Annotated in this window: 13 protein-coding genes; 11 read left to right on the forward strand and 2 right to left on the reverse strand. The window is 46.0% G+C overall.

The window, feature by feature from the left end; all coding sequences use genetic code 11:
- Positions 1-2: 2 nt before the first annotated feature.
- From HQN88_RS11300 to HQN88_RS11325, 6 genes are all read left to right on the forward strand, one after another.
- Positions 3-1,019, forward strand: coding sequence for a Gfo/Idh/MocA family protein (locus HQN88_RS11300; protein WP_173111121.1), 1,017 nt, complete (start codon positions 3-5; stop codon positions 1,017-1,019).
- A gap of 19 nt (positions 1,020-1,038) precedes the next feature.
- Positions 1,039-1,821, forward strand: coding sequence for a glucosamine-6-phosphate deaminase (locus HQN88_RS11305; protein WP_173111124.1), 783 nt, complete (start codon positions 1,039-1,041; stop codon positions 1,819-1,821).
- Positions 1,811-2,992 (forward strand): N-acetylglucosamine-6-phosphate deacetylase, encoded by a 1,182-nt coding sequence (locus HQN88_RS11310; RefSeq protein WP_173111127.1) that lies wholly within the window; start codon positions 1,811-1,813, stop codon positions 2,990-2,992. The genes HQN88_RS11305 and HQN88_RS11310 overlap by 11 nt, the downstream gene beginning before the upstream one ends.
- 97 nt (positions 2,993-3,089) lie before the next feature.
- Positions 3,090-3,995, forward strand: coding sequence for an AraC family transcriptional regulator (locus tag HQN88_RS11315; protein ID WP_173111130.1), 906 nt, complete (start codon positions 3,090-3,092; stop codon positions 3,993-3,995).
- Positions 3,996-4,020: 25 nt separating this feature from the next.
- Entirely contained in the window at positions 4,021-5,106 is a 1,086-nt protein-coding gene (locus tag HQN88_RS11320; protein ID WP_173111133.1) for a Gfo/Idh/MocA family protein, read from the forward strand.
- Between the two features lie 704 nt (positions 5,107-5,810).
- Entirely contained in the window at positions 5,811-6,782 is a 972-nt protein-coding gene (locus tag HQN88_RS11325; protein WP_246320164.1) for a GNAT family N-acetyltransferase, read from the forward strand.
- Positions 6,783-6,838: 56 nt separating this feature from the next.
- Here the strand turns inward: HQN88_RS11325 and HQN88_RS11330 are convergent, their stop codons facing one another.
- Positions 6,839-9,112 (reverse strand): helix-turn-helix domain-containing protein, encoded by a 2,274-nt coding sequence (locus HQN88_RS11330; protein WP_173111136.1) that lies wholly within the window; start codon positions 9,110-9,112, stop codon positions 6,839-6,841.
- A gap of 335 nt (positions 9,113-9,447) precedes the next feature.
- Between HQN88_RS11330 and HQN88_RS11335 the strand changes: the two genes are divergently transcribed.
- The 4 genes from HQN88_RS11335 (at position 9,448) to HQN88_RS11350 (ending at position 19,167) form a co-directional block, all read left to right on the forward strand.
- The gene (locus HQN88_RS11335) at positions 9,448-10,353 is read left to right on the forward strand and encodes an ABC transporter permease (protein WP_056624457.1); all 906 of its coding nucleotides are present in this window, start codon (positions 9,448-9,450) and stop codon (positions 10,351-10,353) included.
- A gap of 16 nt (positions 10,354-10,369) precedes the next feature.
- Entirely contained in the window at positions 10,370-11,230 is an 861-nt protein-coding gene (locus HQN88_RS11340; RefSeq protein WP_056624454.1) for a carbohydrate ABC transporter permease, read from the forward strand.
- A gap of 137 nt (positions 11,231-11,367) precedes the next feature.
- Entirely contained in the window at positions 11,368-12,924 is a 1,557-nt protein-coding gene (locus HQN88_RS11345) for an extracellular solute-binding protein (protein ID WP_246320165.1), read from the forward strand.
- Between the two features lie 75 nt (positions 12,925-12,999).
- Positions 13,000-19,167 carry an S-layer homology domain-containing protein gene (locus tag HQN88_RS11350; protein ID WP_173111139.1) on the forward strand — a complete coding sequence of 2,056 codons (6,168 nt, stop codon included), beginning with the start codon at positions 13,000-13,002 and terminating at the stop codon, positions 19,165-19,167.
- Positions 19,168-20,161: 994 nt separating this feature from the next.
- Here HQN88_RS11350 and HQN88_RS11355 read toward each other — a convergent pair.
- The gene (locus tag HQN88_RS11355; RefSeq protein ID WP_173111142.1) at positions 20,162-21,409 is read right to left on the reverse strand and encodes a carbohydrate-binding protein; all 1,248 of its coding nucleotides are present in this window, start codon (positions 21,407-21,409) and stop codon (positions 20,162-20,164) included.
- Positions 21,410-21,788: 379 nt separating this feature from the next.
- Here HQN88_RS11355 and HQN88_RS11360 point away from each other — a divergent pair, with 379 nt between their 5' ends.
- Positions 21,789-23,015: a GNAT family N-acetyltransferase gene (locus tag HQN88_RS11360; protein ID WP_173111145.1), complete on the forward strand. Its 1,227-nt coding sequence runs from the start codon at positions 21,789-21,791 to the stop codon at positions 23,013-23,015.
- Positions 23,016-23,037: the final 22 nt, after the last annotated feature.

Consider the following 23,037-nt stretch of genomic DNA (forward strand, 5'->3'; position numbering starts at 1 on the left):
GGTTGGCTAACTGGAGGTTCGGGATTATCGGCTGTGGATCGGTCGCTGATTTTCATATCGAGGCTATACGTCAAATCGAAGAGGCTAGTCTGGTCGTGGTATCTAGTCGAACAGAGGCGAAAGCGCAAGAGGTTGCTGATCGAGAAGGCTGCTCTTGGACGACGGATTATCGCGAGCTTTTGGCCAGATCTGATGTAGATATCGTCTGTGTCACGACTTCAAGCGGCAGCCATGCAGCCATCGGTTTGGAGGTTGTGAAAGCTGGCAAGCATCTGATTATAGAGAAGCCAATCAGCATGAATGTGAACGATGCGGAGCGGCTTGTGCAGGCGGCCAAAGCGAATCGTGTTACGCTCTCAGTCATCTCACAGCGGCGATTTGAAGCTCAGAATCAAGCGATTAAACGGGTGTTGGATGAGGGGGATCTCGGTAAGCTTCTGCTGGTTGAGGTGTCACTCCCCTTCCATCGATCCCAGTCTTATTACGATAGCGCGGAATGGCGCGGAACGATTGCTGAGGACGGCGGGGCTTTAATGAACCAAGGGATTCATTGCTTGGATCTGCTGCTGTGGTTCGCTGGAGACGTTCACACCGTCTTTGGGAAAGTGGCTACTCAGACGCACGATATGGAAGCCGAAGATATGGGATTAGCCATTTTACAATTTAAAAATGGGACTTTCGGTACAATCATGGCCTCGACCAGCATTGCCCCGGGATTTGCAGCGACGATCAATTTGTACGGGGAAAAGGGTTCGATCAAGCTGGAAGGCTCGACGATTGTCCATTGGACGGTGCCGGGACGAAGCGAACCAACTTGGGCGCAAGCAGGCGCCTACGGCGGGATTACCGATCCGCGCAGCATTGTATCGGATTTTCATCAAAGCCAGCTGTTGGACGTCATGGCTTCCATCGAAGCCGGGGATGAACCGCTCGTTACAGGTGAATCTGGATTGCGCGCGGTGCAGCTAGTTGAACAGATTTATAAGAGCGCTGCCGAAGGGCGGCAGCTGACTATATGATAAATGGAGGAACGGTCCTATGAGCGAGTCACAAGTACAGGTACAGCCAATCTGGCAGGCACGAATCGATGCGTTGCAGGTGAATGTGTATGAGAATCGGATCGCGTTGGGGCAAGCGGCTGGGCTAGATGCAGCCAACCAAATCAAGTCGCTGCTTGCTGAGAAAGCGGCTATCCGTATTATTTTCGCGGCAGCGCCCTCGCAAAATGAAATGCTCGAAACGCTGGCTCAAGATAAAGCCATCGACTGGTCGCGGATCACTGTGTTTCACATGGATGAATACATCGGGTTGAGAGAGGATGCGCCGCAGAGATTTGGGCGCTTTTTGAACGATCGATTGTTCGATCAGGTAAAGCCGGGCACCGTACATCTGATTAATAGTCTGAACCAGGCAGATGACGAGTGTAGACGATATAGCGCACTCCTTGAAGAAGCGCCGATTGACATTGTCTGCCTTGGCATTGGTGAGAATGGTCACATCGCCTTCAATGACCCTCCTGTTGCCGATTTCGCTGATCCGGCGTTGATTAAGCCTGTGGAGTTGGATGACGTTTGCCGGCAGCAGCAGGTGAATGATGGATGTTTTGACAGTTTCGCTGATGTGCCGACCCATGCATTAACCTTAACTATTCCAGCGCTGATATCGGGGGCACATTTGTTCTGTTCCGTACCTGGTGTAACGAAGCATGTGGCGGTGAAACGTACATTGAACGGAGACATCTCGACCGAGTGTCCGTCGACGATTCTCCGCGAGCATCCGGACTGTACGATGTATCTGGACCGCGATTCCTATGGCCGATAATACGAGCGTCATTCGTGCACGCCATTATGCCTCAGGATCACCTGTTGCGGTTACCGTCCGCGATGGACGAATTGATGAAGTGAGGCAGTTGGACGATTCCCTGCAAGAGGAATTGCCGATCGTCGCCCCTGGCTTGGTCGATCTGCAGATCAATGGCTATGCGGGATTAGACTTCAACCAGCTTCCGCTGCAAGCGGAAACGGTTAGTCAGATCATCCGCAAGCTATGGCGGGAAGGGGTCACCTCCAGTTACCCCACCGTCATTACGAACTCGCCAGAGCCGATCACTAGTGCGCTCGGCAGTATTGCGAGCGCCTGCGCAGCGGATGCGGCGACGGAGCAAGGCATTGCGGGCATTCATCTCGAAGGCCCGTTCATTTCACCGGATGACGGAGCGCGTGGCGCTCACCGCCTGGATGCCGTAAGGCCGCCGGATTGGGACCTCTTCTGCCGCTGGCAGGAAGCGGCGGGCGGCCGCATCAAGATCGTGACACTGTCGCCGGAATGGCCGGACAGTGCCACATTCATCAAGCGCTGCGTCGATAGTGGCGTGATCGTGTCCATCGGCCACACTGCGGCAGACGCTTCGCAGATTGAGGAAGCCGTTGCGGCAGGTGCACGGATGTCGACGCATCTGGGGAATGGCGCGCACCTGATGCTGCCGCGTCATCCTAATTACCTGTGGGAGCAATTGGCACAGGAGGCGTTGTGGAGCTGTGTCATCGCGGATGGGTTTCATTTGCCGGACCAAGTGCTGAAGGTTGTGCTGAAAGTAAAGGGCGAGCAAGCACTGCTAGTCAGTGATGCCGTTGCCATCAGCGGTCTTGAACCAGGCGTCTATAAGACGCACATCGGTGGAGATGTTGTACTTACCACAGAAGGCAAGCTTCACTTGGCTGCTGACCCCCGGCTTCTTGCAGGCTCGGCCCAGATGCTGCTGTGGGGTATTGCGCATCTGAACAGACGAGGCATCGCCGAGTTCTCATCCGCGTGGGAAATGGCCTCGACACGCCCGGCTCGCTTGATGGGGTTACCTGTCGCAGCGGGAATATCGGCAGGAGCCCCGGCTGATTTCGTGCTCTTGGGCAATGTGCGAGATGATGGCAGCATCCCCTTACGGCAGACTTACAAAGCCGGGAAGCTCGTTTATGTTGAGGGTAGTGAGATTTAATAGAAGCGCGGATTTGCTCGTCGCACGATAGGGTTGTTCTATTCGGCCAATTGGCATATGCTTGAAGGAAATATGGCTTCGGACAGGTGGTAATCGTATGAGCATGGGGAAGGGAATGTCCTATTTTCAAAGTAATTTAACGCTGAAAAAGGAATTTCCTTTTAAAATATTCAGCTACTCCAGCCTCTCGCTGAAGCAGCCCTTGCATATTCACGAATATACGCAGATTGCATACGTACTCAAGGGGGTATGCAACCATCAGCTGCGAGGCAAGTCGCTGAATGTCAGCAGAGGGGATATGTTTATCATCACCCCAGGGGTGGAGCACAGCTTGAGCGCTATCCAGGATCAGGAGTTCGAAGTGGTGCTGATTGATTTTCTCCCGTATTTGGTGAGGGAGCAGTTGAAGCCTTTCTCAGATACCCTGCAGCCTTTACTTCAAAATGCAGACGAACAACCCGAGATATCCTCCTTACCGCAGCCGTGGCTGCATATCTCCAAGTCGAAGCAGCTTCTCGTCGAGCAACTGCTTCAAGATATTCAGGATGAATTTGAGCATCGTGAAGCGGGTTACGAATTTGCTATTTGTACGAGTCTCGTCAAGCTGCTCATTATTATGGATCGCGAATACCGGCGTGCAAGGCGAAAGCAACGTGTGCAATCAACATCGATGAGTCAGCATCCAATTGAAGAAGTAAAACGATATATACACGATAATTACAGTCAGGATATTCCGTTGGAGCAAGGAGCTTTCCTAGCGAATATGGCGCCTGCGTACTTTAGTACGGTTTTTAAGAAAGAGACAGGGCAGAACTTCGTTGATTATGTGAATGAGGTACGCATTGAAAGAGCGATGGAGTTGATTCAGCGCAATATGCATACGATTACACAAATTGGCTTCCAGGTCGGATTTCATCATCTGAGCCATTTTATCCGAACATTCAAAAAACGAACAGGCATCACGCCTACTGAATATAAGAAAACGTTTGGCAAGACCCCCTAAACCTACGAAGAAAGAGGTAGTTGAGATGACCAAGAAAATTGTAAAGGTAGGTATTATCGGACAGGGACGCAGCGGGCGCGATATCCATGGGAATTTACTTGTTCAATTGCCTGAGCATTACCGAATTACAGCGGTTGCGGACTCCATTCCAGAGCGTCAAGAGCTGGCGAAACAAGAATACGGATGCCAAGCTTACGGGTCCTGGGAGGAGATGGTTGCTCAAGAGGAACTGGATTTGATTGTGAATGCTTCTCCGAGCCATCAGCATTTTCCGATTACGCTAGAGCTACTTAACCGCGGTCTACATGTGTTGTGCGAGAAGCCGTTGGCGAAATCAACGGAGGAAGTTGACCAGCTCATCGAGGCATCCGAGCGAAACGGCGCTATCTTGGCGGTATTCCAGCAATCCCGATATCAGCCTGCCTTCGTTCAGCTGCGTAAAGTGATTGAATCTGGCGTACTGGGGCGCATCGTGCAGATCGACTTCAGCTATAACGGATTTGCTCGCCGTTGGGATTGGCAAACGTTGCAAAGCAATAATGGCGGTAGCTTGATGAATACAGGACCACATCCACTGGATCAGGCGCTGCAGCTGTTCGGTGCGGACGCACAGCCGGAGGTCATGTGCATCATGGACAGAACGAATACGTTCGGTGATGCGGAGGACTATGTGAAGCTTTTGCTGCGTGGAAAAGGTAGGCCAACGATTGATTTGGAAATTTCATCCAGCTCCGCCTATCCTCACGAGCAGTTCAACATTCAAGGAACGAATGGTGGCCTGCATGGAACGGGGGATAAGCTGGAGTGGAAATATTTTAAACCTGAGGAAGCGCCTGAGCAGAAGCTAATCCGAGAGCCTTTATTTTCAGCAGATGGGAAGCCTGCCTATTGCAGTGAAAAGCTGCCTTGGCAAACGGAAAGCTGGGAGGTTGCGAATCCTGGTGGAAAATCAACTTTCGAGCATATGACGGAGAAGCTGTACCTGATGTTGTATGACACGCTGACCGAGGGGAAAGAGTTGGAAATTACACCTCAGCAGGTGCGCAGGCAGCTGTGGGTTATTGAGGAGTGTCAACGCCAGAATCCTCATATTTATGCGGAAAAGCAATAAGAAGCAATGCCCCGAACTCGCTTTTTTGGCGGAGGAGGGGCTTTTTGAGATCGATCGTGCTGAGAGGACGGCGGGAAAGCGTGATCTCGCACGCTTATTAAGGTTCGCGAGCGGCTCAGTTAAAAATAACTGGATTTCCTGTAGTTAATTTTGGACGGTTTCATCTTTTTTAAGGAATAAATGTATTTCATACAGCTAAATGAGCACGATTTGATGGGAATAGTGGAATGTGGCGATATTAACTGTATTTTTTACATTTAATTGGATTTTCTTGGGGGAATTCCGGGAAATAGATGTAGTTTATACAGTTAGTTGTCGGCGAGTGGTAAGTGAGTGTGTATGTGCGAGTGGCGAGCTAGTGGCTAGTGAAAGTGTATATGAGCGAGTGATGGGGCTAGTAGCTAGTGAGTGTATATGTGCGAGTGGCGGGCTAGTGGTTAGTGAGTGTATATGTGCGAGTGGCTGGCTAGTGGATAGTGAATGTATATGTGCAAGTGGCGGGCTAGTAGCTAGTGAGTGTATATGAGCAAGATGCGCTGCCCACCTAGTTAGCCTCATTTCATAGATGATTCTTATCATCTACCAATAAGTGAAAGATTTGCTTATATGCGAGATCGCCATGATGTCCTATATTTCTCAGTAAGGCTATGCCAATTGCTTTAAGTTACGTATGTGTGAACATGGGTACCCAGAGGAGGAGCAGCATGAACTGGATTTTTGAACGGATGGAAGCGTCGCATCTGAGTGATATGGTGGTGCTTTGGAATAAGGAGTTGTTGGCGTCGTTTCCGATGAGGCTGCGATTGCTGGAACAGAATGTGGTAGGAGACAGACTTTGGCTAAGGGAAGGATCTTGGGTAGCGCTAGAGGAGTCGTCAAGGCGTGTTGTTGGATTCGTTATTGCCAAAATGGCAAGTGATGTTACTACGCGTTTTGGCATTCGCGGGGATATGGGATGGATTCAGGCTCTGATGGTAGACCCGGAGTATAGAAACAAGGGAATCGGAAGTTCTTTACTTTACAAAGCTGAAGAGGCCCTGCAGAATGCAGGAGCACGACGGATCATGCTGGGTAATGATCTGCACGGCCGTCTGTTTCCAGGGATTCCGGATCAGCTCGAGGAAACGAAAGCGTGGTTTGAGAAGAGGACTTACTCCTTCTTGGAGAAATCTTTTGATCTGATGAATGCGTACCAAGAGGATCAGATCGTATCTTTGCCAGCTGTCCATGAGGCAACATTCCGAGTTGCCAATCCGCACGATCGAGAAGGTTTAACTGCGTTCATGAGCCGCTGCTTTCCTGGTACATGGGATTATCAGCATCGCGATTATTGGGAACGCGGGGGGACGGGCCGGGAATTCGTGCTACTAGAGAAAGAAGGCTCGATCATTGGTTTCTGTAGGATGAACGATGCACAGTCTCCCCTGTTAGCGCAGAACATTTACTGGTCGCCGCTCTTTGAAGGCGAATTAGGCGGCATTGGCCCTCTAGGCATTGATGAGAGCTTCCGTGGATATAAGTACGGTATCTCGATTGTACAAGCAGCAATTCATTACCTGTTGCAGCGTGATGTTCGCCACGTGGTCATTGATACGACACCTTTCGTAGATTTCTACGGAAAGTTGGGCTATCTTAGTTGGAAATGCTATGCGAGATATGCCAAGGATTTAAATTAAGGGAATTAAAGAGGGAGCAGATACACCATTCGGGTGTGTTTGCTCCCTTTTTTGAATTAATTCTTATTATTAAGCCTACGAAACTCACTAGGTGTAATCCCTGTATGTCGTTTGAAGACACGGTTAAAAGAAGCAGCTGTAAAGTAACCAACGAGCGAAGCGATTTCCTGTACTTTCAGGTCGGTATCTCGCAGCATTTCAATCGATTTATTCATTCGGACGGTGAAAATGTAGTCGCTGAAATTCGTTCCTGTCTTTTCTTTGAAGTAGGTCGATAGATATGGCCCGGTAATTCCCAGCTTAGCAGAGATAGCTTCCAGTGACAGGTCATCTCCAAAATTGGATTCGACATACTCCATGACGAACTTGGTCATGACGTCGGTTTCCGATTTCTTCTCCTTAATGGCGGCTGCGGAGCGGGATAGGAACCAGTGTAAGAATTCCTTGTACTGCTCTAAGGTATGGCATGCTTTCAAGAGATCGTAAGGTGAACCTCTGTCGGAGAGCGTATGGATAGAAATATTTTGGGCGTACATACTCTTCAATGCTTTGTTTACGATATCTTTGGTGAAGTCTTGGAACTGGTAGGCTAATGCGCCAGCCTTGGCAAGCTGATCAAGCAGCTTATCGGCTAGAGGTATTGTGACGGCGTCAGATCCAGCTTGTAGATTAGCTGTCAGCTCGTTCTCCTCGGAAGGTGTAGGAATCAGTAGCGCGGGCTGTGGGAGCCATTCTGTAATGATCTGAACATCTTCGCCTAGTCGTCTTTGTTTAATGAGGTCTAACGCGTTCTGATAGGTTTCCACAAAGTCAGATGAGTTCTTGTGAATAGGACTTGGTGCAATGGTGAAGTTGCAATATAACGAGTCGGTGTCCAGCATGCGCACAAGATGATCTAGATCATCTGGATGCCCATCATCTTCCTCATTTTCGATAAAAAGAATGGATAGGATCTGATCTTTCTCCAATTGGAAGGTTAATGAATCAGCGTATATACGCGAGAAATGAGTCTCGATGAGTTCCTTATACGTGTTGAAAATGCGCTGATGGCCGTTCGTAATTTCCGTGAGGAACTTATCTTTGAAGTCAATTTGAAAAAGGATGAGCTTGTACGGCTTGTTCGCGTCGATAGAGGTATGCAATTGTGAGCCTTTACCTTCCAGCTTCTTCAATCGTGTCATGTAGGCAAATTGCTGCAACAGGGTATTCTTAGAGCGAATGTCGTTATGAAATTCCTGATTCGATCGGGATAGATCGTGAAGTGTATTGTGAAGCAAGTTGAATTCCTTAATTCGACTATTCGTAATGCCTTGGAGACCTGCAGGATGATACGATTCCAGCGAACGAAGCATATTGGCAAGAGGATTATGAAATCTTCTAGCGATCAGATATGAAACGGCAAGTGAGATGAATAAAGAAAGCAAGATGAGCACTAGCATATTGAGATTAAGCCGGTGAATTTGTTTGGTTAACCCTTTGTCAGAGACGATCTCGATGTAAGTTAAGCCTGTATCCACACTAGTGCGATAGAAGTAATAGGTATTCTTAATTAATGCATAGCCGCTTCCGGTCTTCTCCTTAATTTCATCTGGTAGTTGAGTCACATCAGAGGAGAAAATTACATTGTGATTACCATCCATAATGAGGAGGCTGCTTTCAGGCTGCGACTGATGAAAGGCTTCGAAGACCTTAGAGCTCTTCATGAAGACGATAAAAGCGAAATTCGTATCATACGCACTCTTAATTAGGATGGGCATGAGGCTGCCGATTGGTTTATTTTCGAAGGCGGTAAGTGAGTTGAAGACGGCGGAAGGGTAGATTTTGAAGCTTTGTGAGCTTTCCAACTCCTTATTCCAGAAATCAACCGTATAGGAAGACTGGGCATAAAACTTACTGAACATGGTCTCGGCATTCCGGGTACCGTCTTTTTCAATGACAAACCGACTATCTTTGAAGTAATAGAGGATGTTGTCTAAATAGAGCAAGGAATTATTAAGTGAGTACTGTAAATTGGTTTGTGCTTTAACCACAATATCGTAGTGGGATAATGGATTACCATTCTTGAGGATTTCTGTGTCATTGCTGAACAGGTAGCCGACCATGATGCTTCGAATCAGCTTGATATGCTTCTCATAATTAGCGACAGTCGTATTCAAATTTAGACCGCTATTGAGAATAATCTCATCCTTAATCCGATCGCGGAAGAAAGAATAGGACCACGTATTAATCGATACGAGCAACAGAATAATCGCGATGAAGCTGAAGAACAAGGTGTAGAACAGTGATACTTGATTTTGGATTTTTGTCGAAAATCGTGCTATCCACTTCATCGTGTCATTCCTTTCCTTAGTAGGAGTTAACCATATTGAGTATAGCATGGAGCACTAGGAGCGGTTCAATACTCTGAGCTTTAAAAAGTTCTCTATTTTCATGATTCATGACGCAAAGAACGTGGAAAGGGTGCAAAATAGTGACAGATCGTGGATGCTCATGCGTAATTTTCCAATCTACCAATAATCGTGAATATTGACTTTCCTTAAGAACCTATGTCGATTTCGGGAATGTAGAAAATAGTGAGGAATCGAAAGTATGCCTCATTGCCCGGATGATTGCGTTACTTTAAAGTTTGATGCATAGACAGGATATTCAGACTGGAGGTCAAGGCATGGGGCAATTCCAAAAGAGATGGCAGAACAGCAAGTATTTAATGCTCTTGTTTTTGCCGGCGCTTATTTACTACTTATTATTTAAGTATGTGCCAATGTTCGGGATTTTGATTTCGTTTAAGGACTACAACACCTTCAAAGGTGTGTGGGCAAGTGAATGGGTCGGTTTGAAATTCTATTCACTATTCTTTCATAGTCCCGATTTTCTGAAGCTGCTGAAAAACACAGTGCTTCTAGGGATTTATAAAGTAGTTTTCGGATTTCCAGCACCTATTATTTTAGCTCTCTTATTAAATGAAGTGCGCAGGGCTACATTAAAGCGTTTTGTACAATCGATCAGTTATTTGCCTCACTTTATTTCCAATGTTGTTGTTGTAAGTATGATGTTCTTATTTCTCTCCCCAACGAGTGGACTAGTCAATAAAGTGATCCAGTGGTTTGGGTATGATGCCATGAACTTCATGCAGAATGAAAGCTATTTCCGGACGATTTATATTTTGTCAGAAATTTGGCAGCATGTCGGCTGGGAAACGATTATTTATCTAGCAGCGCTAAGTGCGATCGATCCTCAATTATATGAGGCGGCGAAAGTGGATGGTGCAAATCGCAGACTCCAATTGCTGCATATTACAATACCGGGCATTCGGCCGGCAATTATTATTCTGTTTATTTTGAACATCGGACATGTCTTGGATATCGGTTTCGAAAAAGTGCTTCTGATGCTGAATCCTTCCATTTATGCAACCGCCGACGTGCTATCTACCTATGTGTATCGGACGGGTATACAGTCATTGAACTACAGTTATGGTACAGCGATCGATTTATTCAGCAGTGTCATTAACCTCATCTTCATTCTGACTGCCAATTGGATTAGCCGCAGAACGAGCGAGACAAGCTTATGGTAGGGAAGGGAGTACGTGTATGAAAAGAAAATTTGGTCTCTTTGATATTGTTTTATTCGTGAGTTTGCTGGGAGTTGTCGTATCGGCACTGTATCCCTTCGTTTATATGATAGCGGTTTCGTTCAGTGGAGTCGTTCCCGTCTTAAAGGGGCAAGTATTCCTGTGGCCAAAAGAATTTAATCTGAACACCTATGCATCCGTTTTTGAAAAACCAGAAATTGGAAGGGCTTACCTCAATACGATCTTCTATACCATACTCGGTACGACGCTTTCTTTGTTAGTTAGTGCAGCAGGTGCTTATGCCCTTTCGAAGAAACATATGCTGTTTCACCGTGGCTTCATGATCATGATTGTGATTACACTATTTTTCAGTGGTGGCTTGATACCAACATTCCTAGTCGTCAAAAGCTACCATCTTATTGATACGATTTGGGCGATGATTTTACCAACTTTGGTCAACTCCTGGAACCTGATTGTCATGCGTACGTTCTTTGCTGGCATGCCCCAGGAGGTTGAGGAATCTGGCAAAATGGATGGGCTTACGGACATCGGCATCTTCTTTCGGCTCGTTTTACCGCTATCCAAAGCCATTCTGGCGACCATTGGTTTATTCTACGGCGTTGCAATCTGGAACAACTTCTTCTCCGCGCTCTTATATTTGCGAGATGCCGACTTGTTCCCTCTACAAATTATTGTTCGCAACATGGTGCTGCAAGGTCAAGGCACGGGTGCTGGCAATATAGGCGGCGATACGATGATCGTAGACGAATCCATTAAATACGCAACCATTATTATTACAACGGTTCCCATCCTGATGATCTACCCGTTCCTGCAGAAGTATTTTGCAAAAGGAGCACTAATTGGGTCGATCAAAGGTTAATATAGAGGTACAAGAACAATGGGAAGCAAGAAACGCAAGACAAGTGAGACATGGATAGTCGGATCAGTAGAACAGCATGAGGCTATTTCGCACATGGGAAAGCAAATTCAAAGAAATTAGGGAGAGTGGGGCAACGTATGAAGAAGAAGTCGGTCGTTATGTTAGCAACAATTATGAGCATGAGTTTCGTTGTGGGTGCATGTTCCAAAGAAAACAGTGTGGCAACACCATCCGCAGCATCGACAGCAGCAGCCTCATCATCAGCGTCATCAGCACCGAAAGCACAAACCTTCAAGTTTCTAGACTACAGTAACCCAAGCTGGCCTTATGATGCGAATTGGAAAGTATGGGGATATTTGACGGAGAAAACAGGTGTAAAGCTTGATATTCAATTGCCGCCAGGAAATCTGCTTGAAGATGCACTTAGCATAACTGTTGCTTCTGGTGATATGCCAGATTTGATGTGGACACAAACGAAAGCAACCGCTGATAAATTCGGGCAGCAAGGTGCCTTGGTCAACATTCTTGATTATGTGAAGGACATGCCGAACTTGAAGGCTTGGATGGAGAAATATCCAACAGAAGCGCAGAACGTATTATCGTCTAATGGCAAAATGTATGTGTTCCCTAACCAAGGTTTAGGAGAATCTAACCGTCGTACCTGGATGTATCGGGAAGATGTATTCAAGAAGCTTGGTTTAGCCGCACCAACGAACTGGGATGAACTCTATGAGACTTTGAAGAAGCTCAAAACGGCATATCCAGACAGCTATCCGTTGACGTTCCGTAATGGCTTGCGCTATTTGTACGATTTCGGAGCGGGATTCAATGTACCTGCAGAAGTAGAAAAGCGTAAAGCATCTGTTTTCTTTGACAGCGCATCCAAAGAATGGAAATATGCGCCGATCCAGAACGAATACAAGACGATGTTGACGTATATGAACAAGTTCTATAAAGAAAGCTTGATCCCGAAAGATTTCTTAACGATTGATACGAAAATGTGGCAGGATATCGTTTCCACGAATCGCGCATTCGTGACACTTGACTACATGGGACGTATTGACTTCTATAACAGTGCATTACGTAAAGACAACCCGCAGTTCACTATGAATTATATGGCTCCTCCAGCAGGTTGGGCAGGTGGACCGCGTAAGACTGCCTTTACAGCAGTGACAGAGGAAGGCTTCATGGTTTCTTCCAAGTCGACCAAAATCAAAGATGTCATGAAATACATGGATTTCTTCTACTCGGAGGAAGGTAAGAAACTTGTTAGTTGGGGGAAAGAAGGAGATACGGCTAGCGGAAATTCCTTCACAACGAAATATGCGGACATCGCAGATTTGAGAAAGAAAACCGGTTTGTCCACAGATGGTGCTTATACTTGGTTTGATTTCAATGCACATATTTCCGTTTCTTCACCAGAGTTGCAAGCTGCCTACAAAGAAGCCCCTAAATATGATGGCGAGAAAAATAGTACACTTGCTTTCACGCTGGAAGAACAACAAATTTTGGATACGAAGGGTGACTCCTTGAACGCTAATCGTGATGAGAATTTCTCCAAATTCATCATGGGTGCACGCAACTTCAGCGAGTGGGATAAATTCGCTGAAGAGCAGAAGAAGCTTGGCTACGAGGAAATCGTTAATATTTACAAGAATGCCGACAAACGCGCAAAAGATGCAGTGAAAAAGTAAGGTTTAGAGGAAACACTTGACTGATTGCAGCCCCGCCTGAGATAGCGGGGCTTTGTATTACCCCAGAGGAGAGGAATGAAGATTATGGTTCTTCGTCAGTTTATGAAAAGGCTGTCAGCTTTACATGCAGGATTGCTACTCTTCAGCCTGCTGCAAGTGTTCCTTCCGCTTCAAACCGCGCGTGCGGCGGTTCAGGAGTTTCCGATTTCCTTACAGTTGAACAATATGGATTCGACGACGAATCTAACTGGTGACATTAAAGGCACAGCCGATCTTGCTGTCGTAAATAATTCCGATCCTCAGTATATCAAAGAAGGTACGGGATCCAAGAAGTGGTTATTGGCCTTTAATAATGGCGCGGATGTTGCAGGTTCGGCGCTTATTTATCCCAAATTAGCGCCGAACGTTGATTTGAACGGATATAGCACAATGAAAATATGGGCTTATTCAATAAAAGCAAGAACCGGCGATCAAGCTGATAAGCCAATTCAACTTCGATTTTATATGAAAGGTGACACTAGTAATTACTATTACTACAGAGTCCTATTGGATTGGACAGGATGGAAGGAAATTGAGGTTCCCCTCAACGTGGTAAAAACACAGAAGAGCATTGCAACATTAAATAATTGGGGTTCGTTAGATTACGTGCGTTTCGATCAAGCCGCTATCGCCAATACGACGCTAGACTTAGGCTTGCAAATTTACTTAGATGATTTTCGATTAACCAATACGGCATCTATTCAACCTGTTACGGCAGATAAAGCCTCTGGCGAATATGCAAATAAAGTAACGGTTAGTTTATCCAGCTTATCGACGCCAGCTATACTCACGAAGATATACTATAAACGAGTCGGTATTGATAGTACATTCCAACTTTACACAACGCCACTCACGCTCACATCAAACGGTGAACAGACAGCCAATGTAACACTGGTTACGAAATCATCAATTAACAATATGGAAAGTGAAGAAACGAGCTATCAGTACGCCATTATTTTTCGAGACTATGTAGAAACGGTTAATGTGAACCCGCCAGCGGGATTATATGCGGAAACGAAGTCGGTTACCTTATCCTCACCGACAGTCGGGGCGGCGGTCTATTATAAAATTGAAGGTGTAGATAACACTTATAAGCTGTATACAACACCACTTGTAGTTGATCACTCACAGACAGTAACGACGAAAGCTGAATTCGAAGGCAAGGTCAGTGAAGTGAAGAGTTACACATATAACATTGATTTGTCTGGAAGTTCCAGTACACCAATTGGTAGTATGGAAACTTTTGCAGGTTGGACGAACACGACAGCAACCTCTGAAATACCAGCCGTTCTTGGTACGAAATCGGGGAAATGGACAGATCCAACAACGGCCATTAACGTAACAGGGATGACTGGACCTTGGAAGCAAAATGACCAAATCGAATTCTGGATGTATTCAGAGAAAGCATCGAATAAAAAGGTGTATTTCATTCTTGAGTGTAACGTTCCAACGCCAGGGTTCGATTATTTCATGTCTACGTTTTATGTGGATTGGGTAGGATGGAAGAAAGTTGAAGTGCCCTTCAACAAAATGCTGAATTCAACGGGATTAGCTGATTTAGCGAATTTTAACCAAGTCATCATACATCCTAATTGGTACAATTTAGATGTATCCGATCCGACGGAAAAGCTGTATTTTGATGGTTTTGCACTTGCTAAGAATGCGGTAGAATCATCCATTAAACAAATTGATAAGAGTACATTACCAGATAGCACGCTGAACTATACATTTTCGCTCAAAAATATCAGTGATGTCGATACCGCTTATCAAATTACGCCTAAAACACCATTTGGAGCTGGTTACGATGTAACCGTATCTCCGACAACCGCTGTCGTTGCGAAAGGTGAGGAAACGGATGTAAATCTTCAGGTCAAGGTGCCAGCCTCTGCCCAAGCGGGTGATGTGCAGAAGGCGATTTATACTGTGAAGCCTTTACAAGGTGGTAAAGAAATCACAATTGAATTGAATGTGAAGGTCGGGGCTCCAAGGGTCGCGACGAAGCAACATCCTTACATTATGACATCTCAAACGCAACTGAACGAGGCGAAAGCTAAGATTCAGAGCTATGGTTGGGCTGAAGATTACTTAGATGCGATAAAAGTGAAAGCAGACAGCTGGTTGAACAAAACGGTCTACTATCCATCCAAACCAGCAGGAGAGAGTGGTAAATTCGTATGCGGGGATACACCACTCGTTTTCAATTATGATTCGCCTCATGCGCATCTCTGTCCGACAAACAACCAAGTATACACGGGTTCCGATGTGGATGCTGGGTGGCGGTTTACCGCACATACGGTTAATATCGAAGCCGTACGCAATCTTGCACTAACGTATGCATTAAGTGGAGAAGTTAAGTATGCGCAGAAAGCCAAAGAAATGCTGCTGAATTATGCGGAATTATATCCAAGCTACGCCATGCAAGCGCTAAATGGTAGGCTGTATTATCAGTCGTTGGATGAAGCAGTTCAAATGATTCAACTTGTTCAGGCCTACGACTTGATTGAACCAAGCGGTCTATTGAATGCCGCTGATAAATACAATGTGGAGCAGAATTTGTTTGCCCCATCGGCTAAAACTTTACAAGGTTATGACGTAGGGAAGTCTAACTGGCAAACGTGGCACAATGCAGCGATTGGTGCTGTTGGCGCAGCGTTGGAAGATAAAACGCTAATGGATTTCTCTGTTACCGGGAAGAGCGGATTTAACTTCCAAATGGCGAACAGTGTTCTATCGGATGGATTCTGGTACGAGGGTGCGATTGGTTACCATTTCTACGCACAGTCTGCCCTGTTCTTCCATGCACAAGCCTTGAAGAATATGGGATATGATCTATTTGCTAGTCCGAATTTCAAGAAAACATTCGATGTTACGATTCAGTATGCTTTCCCTGATCTCGGCATTATTAACAGTAATGATTCTGGTAAATATCCTACCAATTTAGGAGCGCCAGGAAGAGTCGTGCCGATGGATTACGAAGGCGTATACGCACAATACAATGATGCTGTATACAGTACACTGCTAAGTACGCTTTATAATGACAAAGAGCGGGCAAGAGGCGGCTTTATTGTACCAGGCAATGCAAGCTCAGGTATTGTTGGGGAGCAAGCAGTGTTTTACGGGAAGTCTGTGATTCCTACTGGAGGCACATTACCGTCAGAAAGTATGAATTTCACAGGACTTGGCCATTCTGTATTACGAGCTGGTACTGGAAATGAACAACTGTATGCACTCGTTGATTACGGTGTACACGGCGGTTATCACGGTCATCCTGATAAACTTCATTTAGAGGTATTCGGGAAAGGTGAGCGGTTAGCCCCGGATCTGGGTATTCCTCCTTACAGTAATTCCATGTACACGTCATATTACAAAACGACATTCTCACATAACACCGTTATGGTTGACGGCGATACACAGGCGATTCCAACTGTGAACAATGTGGAAGTATATGAACCCACGAAGTTATTCATGCAATCTGAACCTTTTAATATTATGACGAACACCTCAAGTAAAGCATACACGGGCATGGGACGCTATGAGCGAACAGTGGCTGTGACGAAGGATTACATGATCGATCTGTTTACGCTAGAGTCGGCAACAAGACGTCAGTATGATTGGTTATTGCATGGCATTGGTTCCTTCACGCCTGGCACAACAATGGATACTTTCGCAGGTCCACTGGGTACGAAGGACTCGACGCCTTTCTTCCGAAATGGTACATCCAAGGAGCTTTCCGGTAAATGGGAAGGTGCATGGAATACCGCCAATGGAAAGGGATTAAAGTTATTTAGTTTAACTAGCTCTCCGAGTGCGACTTCTACGATGATCGTAGGTGAAGCACCAGGACCTGGCAATGATACAGCTGCTTATACACCAACCGTGGTTAATCGTGTATATGGCAACAATGCGCAATTCGTTAGCGTACTTGAACCGTATTCAGGAACAAGTAAAATCGAGAACGTGCGCAGAACCGATTCCACACACATCGTGGTGGATATGAAAGATGGTCGCAAGCAATTATTCTATTCGAATAGCGAGAAAGAAACAGCTGGACAGTTGCAATACTATTTCGTAGATGGTACGCAACAAACAGCGGAGAATGTGGTCATCGCAACTAGTGTGAATTCGAATGAATTACAGCTGACTGTTGGCGAGTTGTCGGGCGTTAGCAGTGTGACAACGGTGACTTACGCGCCATCCACAACGAAGGTGATATGGAATGGTAGTGAAGTACCATTCACCAAGGATAATGGTTTTGTAATGGTAAGCGTGAAGTCAGCATCTGCACCTACATTATCAGCAGATGTGACAGCGAATGATACTCTGAGCGCCATCGACATTACGTTCCCAGAGGATGCCGCATGGAGAGCGGCCATCTCGTCAGTGAAGGATGGCGCAACGAGGTTGTCACCTGCGGATTACGTGATCCAAGCAGGGAAGATCACGATACGTGCTGGTGTGCTTAGTGAGGGGAACCATTCAATAACGGTAAAAGCAGCGAATTATGACGATGCTGTTGTTACACAGATTATCCTGCTGGGTGTTCCAGTCGTGATAAGTAACGATGCATTGCTGTCGGACTTAGGTGTAAATCAAGGCTCGATAACGTTCGATCCTGCTCAACTGTCCTATAGCGTGGATGTACCAAATAGCGTAACCAGTCTTATTTTGACGGTAAGTAAAGCTCATGTGAATCAAACGCTGACAGTTAGCGGAGCAACGTATAGCTCAGTAACGGGGAATGTGTATACCTACACGGTGAACGATTTACAAGTGGGAGCTAATTCCATCGCTATTAAGGTGACAGCGGAAGATGGCATTGCCTTCAATCCATATCAGCTTAGTGTGAATCGAGCGGCAGAAGTGCCAGTAGTTAGCAGTAATGCTGACTTGAGTGGGCTAATGTTGTCTACTGGCGTGATATCTCCTGTTTTTGCAACGGACACAACGTCCTATAGCTTGCAGGTATCTAATTCAGTTTCGCGTATATCGGTTACGGCGAGTGTGTACGAAAGTCATGCGACAATGACCGTGAATGGCGTTTCAACGATTAGTGGCCAAGCGAGTGAGCTGGTTAATTTACAAGTAGGTACGAATGCCATCAAGGTCGTAGTGACTGCACAGAACGGCAACAGTAAGACTTACACGGTAACCGTGACACGTGCAGCAGATACCAGTAGCTCTTCATCATCACCTTCAACATCAAACAACTTACCCGTTGTTTCTACAAATGGTACGTTGACATTGCCGCAAGGTAAAACAGGCGAAGTTAGTTTGAACAATGAGGTGAAGATTACAATCCCGGCAGATGCTTCGGGCAAAGAACTGAAACTCACGATAGACAAAGTACTCGATACGCAAAAACTGATCACAAGTAGAGAGGTTCTTGCTAGTCCGATTTTTGAGATTTTGAAAAATTTCTCAGAGAACTTCAGTAAGCCTATTACGCTAACGTTTGCTTTTGACAAAACGAGCTTGAAGGCTGACCAGAAAGCAGTCGTTTTCTATTATGACGAGGTTAAAAAAGTTTGGGTGGAAGTCCCTGGTGGTAAGGTAAATGGGGATCAAATCACCGTTGATGTCAACCATTTGACGAAGTATGCAGTATTCGCTGTTAATCAAACGACGGTTATACCTGGGAAACCAACCGTAGATCCAATATCAAATCTGAGTGATATCGCAGGACATTGGGCAGAGGCAGATATTCGATCAGCGTTGAAAACGGGCATCGTGCATGGCTATGAGGATGGCTCATTTAAGCCGAATCAGTTCGTGTCGCGTGCGGAATTCATCGTCATGCTGATGAACGCGTTGCATCCGAACGCTGGGGCAGAGAATCTGCCGAATTACAGCGATAGCGATGTGATCGGCGACTGGGCGAAGCAAGCAATTGCGCTCGCAGCCAAATCGAACCTTATTCAAGGCTACGAGGACGGCACATTCCGTCCTGGCAATCCATTGACAAGAGCACAACTGGCTGTTGTGCTGGCGAACGTGAACGGATCTGGCTCCTCAGCGGCAAAAGCCGTGGCATTCGCGGATGTCTCCGACATTCCTGCGTGGGCCTTAGACGCTGTAGGCATCGTACAAGAAGAGGGGCTGATGCAAGGATACGCAGAGAACCGCTTCGGACCTCTTGCCACAGTTACACGTGCAGAGGCGATCACGGTGATTACTCGATTGCTGCCAAAGCAAACTAACAAGTAAATAAACAAAACCAGGAAGGCACACGCTTGCATGCAAGTGTGTGTCTTTCGGTTTTTATTTGTGTAGTCTGTATCTCTAACAGAAGCCTGTATCTCCAAGAGTACCTTGTATCTTCAAGAGTAACCCCTGTCTCCAAGAGTAGCCCTTATCTCCAAAAGTAGCCTCTTTCTCCAACCTTAGCCCCCAACAACTGCTGCCAATTTGAGAGTAGTGAAAAGTTAGGACAGTAATCAGGGGGGATGAGTGTAATGGACTATAATGAGCATAATTGTCGTGAGGATAAAGAAAAGAATGTGGGAAAAGTGGAGTAATGTGAAGTAGAAGGACGATGTGGAGTAAGAAGTAACAAGGGAGTGGATGTAATCGACATAGTGACCTCAAATTCCCTCTCCCCGTCAAAAATGCAAAAGAGCACTTTTCGTAGGGGGTTCGCCTAGAAAATTGGAAATTGATGCAAATAGGCATCAATTTAGAGCGATTTCATGAGATTCTCCTAAAAAACCTTAAAAAGGTTGCCTATTTGCACGCATTCCCTAATATCGTCATTCAAATAGTAGCAAAGGTTGTATTTTTGCATTTTTGAGGATGAGGAGAGAAGGGAAAGATTACAACCTTCTAATCACACCACCATTAGTCCGATTTTACCGAACTAATCTCACTGTCAGCACCAGCAAATCCTAATTAGTCCGACAAAGCCCAACTAATTCGCCTCAAACGCCCCTCACACTAAGAAAACAAGTTAATAGTTCGGCAGAATCGGACTAATTGACTATTTTAGAGTAGAATGTTCGGTTTAGTTCGGCAGAATCGGACTATTGCGGATGTCGGGAGTACGCTGAGGAGATTAGCAGTGAGGAAGTGAGAAAGAAAAGTAAATGTGGAAGGGATGATCAGCAGCAGCTTAGAAGTGCAGTGAAAGTGAGTGCTCCTAAAGCAAACAAAAAGAATAAGCCAATTACAACAGCAATTGGCTTATCCCTTTCTTCACTTCAAATTAATAGAGTTTGGTGATTTTCCACCAATTGATATCAAAACCGCCGGTCACCGCATAGAGGCCGAATTGATGTGTGCCTGCTGGAATCTGAACCTCATGAGAAACAGTGCGATAAGTCGACCAGCTGCCGGTATTCGGGATATCGATTTGACCTAACACGGTTCCGCCAGAGTTGATGTCCAGCGAGATCTTCCCGTTATTATTCGGGGTCGCAATCCGATATTCGACCAAATACGTTCCAGCTGTGGGGATATTCACATTGCTAAAAGCAATCCAATCTTGGTTGTCAATCGCGCCAACATTTTGGCCGCCGCCTGTATCTGGAGTGGTTTCGGTGATGACGCCGTTCATAGAATTGTAGCTTTCGGCTTGGAACGTGCGGTTATAACAGCCCCCAACGGCGAGTTCGCAGATTTCTGCTTTATTGGTGGAAACCTTGAGGTCGTCGTACCAGATATAAGAGTCATTCTGAGGTGCGAATGCTGAGGTAGCTCCGCCGAAGAACGAAGAGAAGTAGGCTTTATCAACTTTATCGGTGTTGCGAACGAAGCGTAATCCTGTAATGTTGGCTGCCGAAGTGCCGTTATACCAAATTTGGATCTCACCATCTGGATTGGCATTTCCGTTCGTAACGGTGTTAACCTTGAGGCGCTGAACGATGTTCACCCATGATCCTTTCGGGTAATAGATGTCGGCACCGTTGTTTTTCAAAACAGCATAGTCCCCATATTGCCCAGCATTGCCCATGTGATAGTAATAAATAGCGGCTTGCCCGCCTGAACGCCATATCATCCGAGAGCTAAAGCCATTATAGCCCGTACACTCCTGCCCGCCTGAACAAGCGGCACCACCGGCTAATCCTAGCCCGAGTTTACCTGCATTTTCGGTCGATCCCCAACTGAAATCGCTGCTAAATCGCACCCAATAAGATAAATAATATTCTTGCCCAGGTGTTACGGTAAAAGGTGCTTGAGCCCCGGAATTTTGCGGATCAATTTGGCCTTGAGGGTAGAATACACGAAGTGACTGACCACCAGAGTGGTTAAAATTATAGCCATCAATCCATGTGCGTGTGCTCATGCCAAGGTCCCAGGGGGCACTCCAACCGTCGATACCCCATTGCGAAAGACTGTAAGCGCTTCCGCGCGTAGGCCGTTCAAAGGTGTTCACTTTTGGTGTTGCATAGGCAACAACCGATCCCATCATCATGAAGAAAACAAGCACTAACAGCAATACTTTCTTTTTCATAAAAAACCTCCTGTTAAAAATAATACATGCCTTGTTTCGGAATGACTAACAAGCTGCTGCGAAATTCATGCTGATCGTTGGCCGTTCGTGCCTTGCGACGTTAAACCATCACCTTCTTCCTTCGTCTGGGGAATTCTCTCCACTACGCAAAATTACGAACTCTTGTTGACTCTCAGACTCGATAGATATCTGCGCTTCTTCATTGTATTAGCGTATGAGCTGGCGAACTATCGTCAGATTTTCGGAAAATAGCCCTAAATACGTCTTTGAGCGTGTGCAGAGTTATCACTTTTTAAGATAATTGATCAGAATGGTGGTGTGTGGATTGTAATCAATTTTACATGTTAAAATAGAAGAAAATGGACAACTAGGAGGCACTATGGATCCCATCAGATTGTTGAAAAAGGAAGATTTACAAGACAGTCTTGCCTTGTCGGAGTTTGCTTTTCAATTTACGGTTTTGCCGGAGGAACGAGATAAACGGCTGGCAGAGATGGCATCCCAACAGACTCTTGGATATTTTGCCCAAGAGCAGTTAGCAGCCAAACTAACAATTCTGGAGCTGGAAACATGGATAAACGGCAAAGCTTTTCAAATGGGTGGCATTGCCGGTGTAGCGACATGGCCAGAATATCGTCGACAGGGAATGGTCGGCCAACTGTTGTCTGCATCATTACAAACGATGAAAGAATCCGGTAAGACTGTATCTTTCTTAGCACCGTTTTCTTTTGCCTTCTATCGCAAATATGGGTGGGAGGCTTATATCGAATATATGCGATATGAAATAGCTACCCACCAGCTACCAAAGCCAGAGGTGGCAGCGGGCAGCACGCTCCAACGCATTGAAGCGGAACCGGCGGTGCTGAATCCGATCTACGAGGCTTATGCAAAACGCTTTAACGGCATGCTTGTTCGGACAGAAGAGTGGTGGCATAGGATGCTTTCCAAGAGGAAGAAAGGTATCGTAACTATATATCGGAATGCTGCTGGGGAGCCAGAAGGGTACATCATTTACCAAGTGAAGGAAAGTGTGTTCACTGTGCTTGAACTAATTGCACTAACAGAGGATGCTAATCGTGGACTATGGCGATTAATCTCCAATCATGACTCGATGATTGACAAAGTGGTATGCCAGACGCCGATTGGCGACCCGCTGCCATTTGTATTGGCGGATCCTCGAATTAAGCAAGAGGTCGTTCCTTATTTTATGGCGCGAATTGTTGATGCTGCTGCGTTTCTGAGGGAGTATCCTTTTAATGTGGTTGTGGAAGGTGGAAGCGAGGGTAAGCCATTGTATCTTCAGCTTCGAGATGGACACGCCGAGTGGAATAATGGAATATTCCGAATTCAGCCATCAGAAGGTGATGGGAATGCTGTTATTAAACTAAGTGAGGAACAAATGTTCGTGAATGAGCAAGGCGGCGATAAAAAGGAAGAGCGGCATGTCATCTCATGTGATATCCAAACCTTGTCCGCGCTGCTCATGGGGTACAAACGAGCATCGTTGCTGCATCGTATTGGCCGTCTGCAAGGTGACACGGTTGAGATCTCCAGGTGGGAACGATTCATTCCGGAGCGCACAACGTATCTGACGGATTTCTTTTAAAAGAGTGAAAGGCACGGATCTC

It is taken from the genome of Paenibacillus qinlingensis (genome assembly GCF_013204845.1).
In the GTDB taxonomy this organism is placed as follows: domain Bacteria; phylum Bacillota; class Bacilli; order Paenibacillales; family NBRC-103111; genus Paenibacillus_E; species Paenibacillus_E qinlingensis.

What these genes read in the sequence shown, in the direction of transcription:
- HQN88_RS11355 (WP_173111142.1), bottom strand. Translation starts at nt 21,409, where the DNA reads ATGAAAAAGAAAGTATTGCTGTTAGTGCTTGTTTTCTTCATGATGATG.
- HQN88_RS11360 (WP_173111145.1), top strand. Translation starts at nt 21,789, where the DNA reads ATGGATCCCATCAGATTGTTGAAAAAGGAAGATTTACAAGACAGTCTT.
- HQN88_RS11350 (WP_173111139.1), top strand. Translation starts at nt 13,000, where the DNA reads ATGAAGATTATGGTTCTTCGTCAGTTTATGAAAAGGCTGTCAGCTTTA.
- HQN88_RS11305 (WP_173111124.1), top strand. Translation starts at nt 1,039, where the DNA reads ATGAGCGAGTCACAAGTACAGGTACAGCCAATCTGGCAGGCACGAATC.
- HQN88_RS11335 (WP_056624457.1), top strand. Translation starts at nt 9,448, where the DNA reads ATGGGGCAATTCCAAAAGAGATGGCAGAACAGCAAGTATTTAATGCTC.
- HQN88_RS11330 (WP_173111136.1), bottom strand. Translation starts at nt 9,112, where the DNA reads ATGAAGTGGATAGCACGATTTTCGACAAAAATCCAAAATCAAGTATCA.
- HQN88_RS11345 (WP_246320165.1), top strand. Translation starts at nt 11,368, where the DNA reads ATGAAGAAGAAGTCGGTCGTTATGTTAGCAACAATTATGAGCATGAGT.
- HQN88_RS11320 (WP_173111133.1), top strand. Translation starts at nt 4,021, where the DNA reads ATGACCAAGAAAATTGTAAAGGTAGGTATTATCGGACAGGGACGCAGC.
- HQN88_RS11310 (WP_173111127.1), top strand. Translation starts at nt 1,811, where the DNA reads ATGGCCGATAATACGAGCGTCATTCGTGCACGCCATTATGCCTCAGGA.
- HQN88_RS11340 (WP_056624454.1), top strand. Translation starts at nt 10,370, where the DNA reads ATGAAAAGAAAATTTGGTCTCTTTGATATTGTTTTATTCGTGAGTTTG.
- HQN88_RS11315 (WP_173111130.1), top strand. Translation starts at nt 3,090, where the DNA reads ATGAGCATGGGGAAGGGAATGTCCTATTTTCAAAGTAATTTAACGCTG.
- HQN88_RS11325 (WP_246320164.1), top strand. Translation starts at nt 5,811, where the DNA reads ATGAACTGGATTTTTGAACGGATGGAAGCGTCGCATCTGAGTGATATG.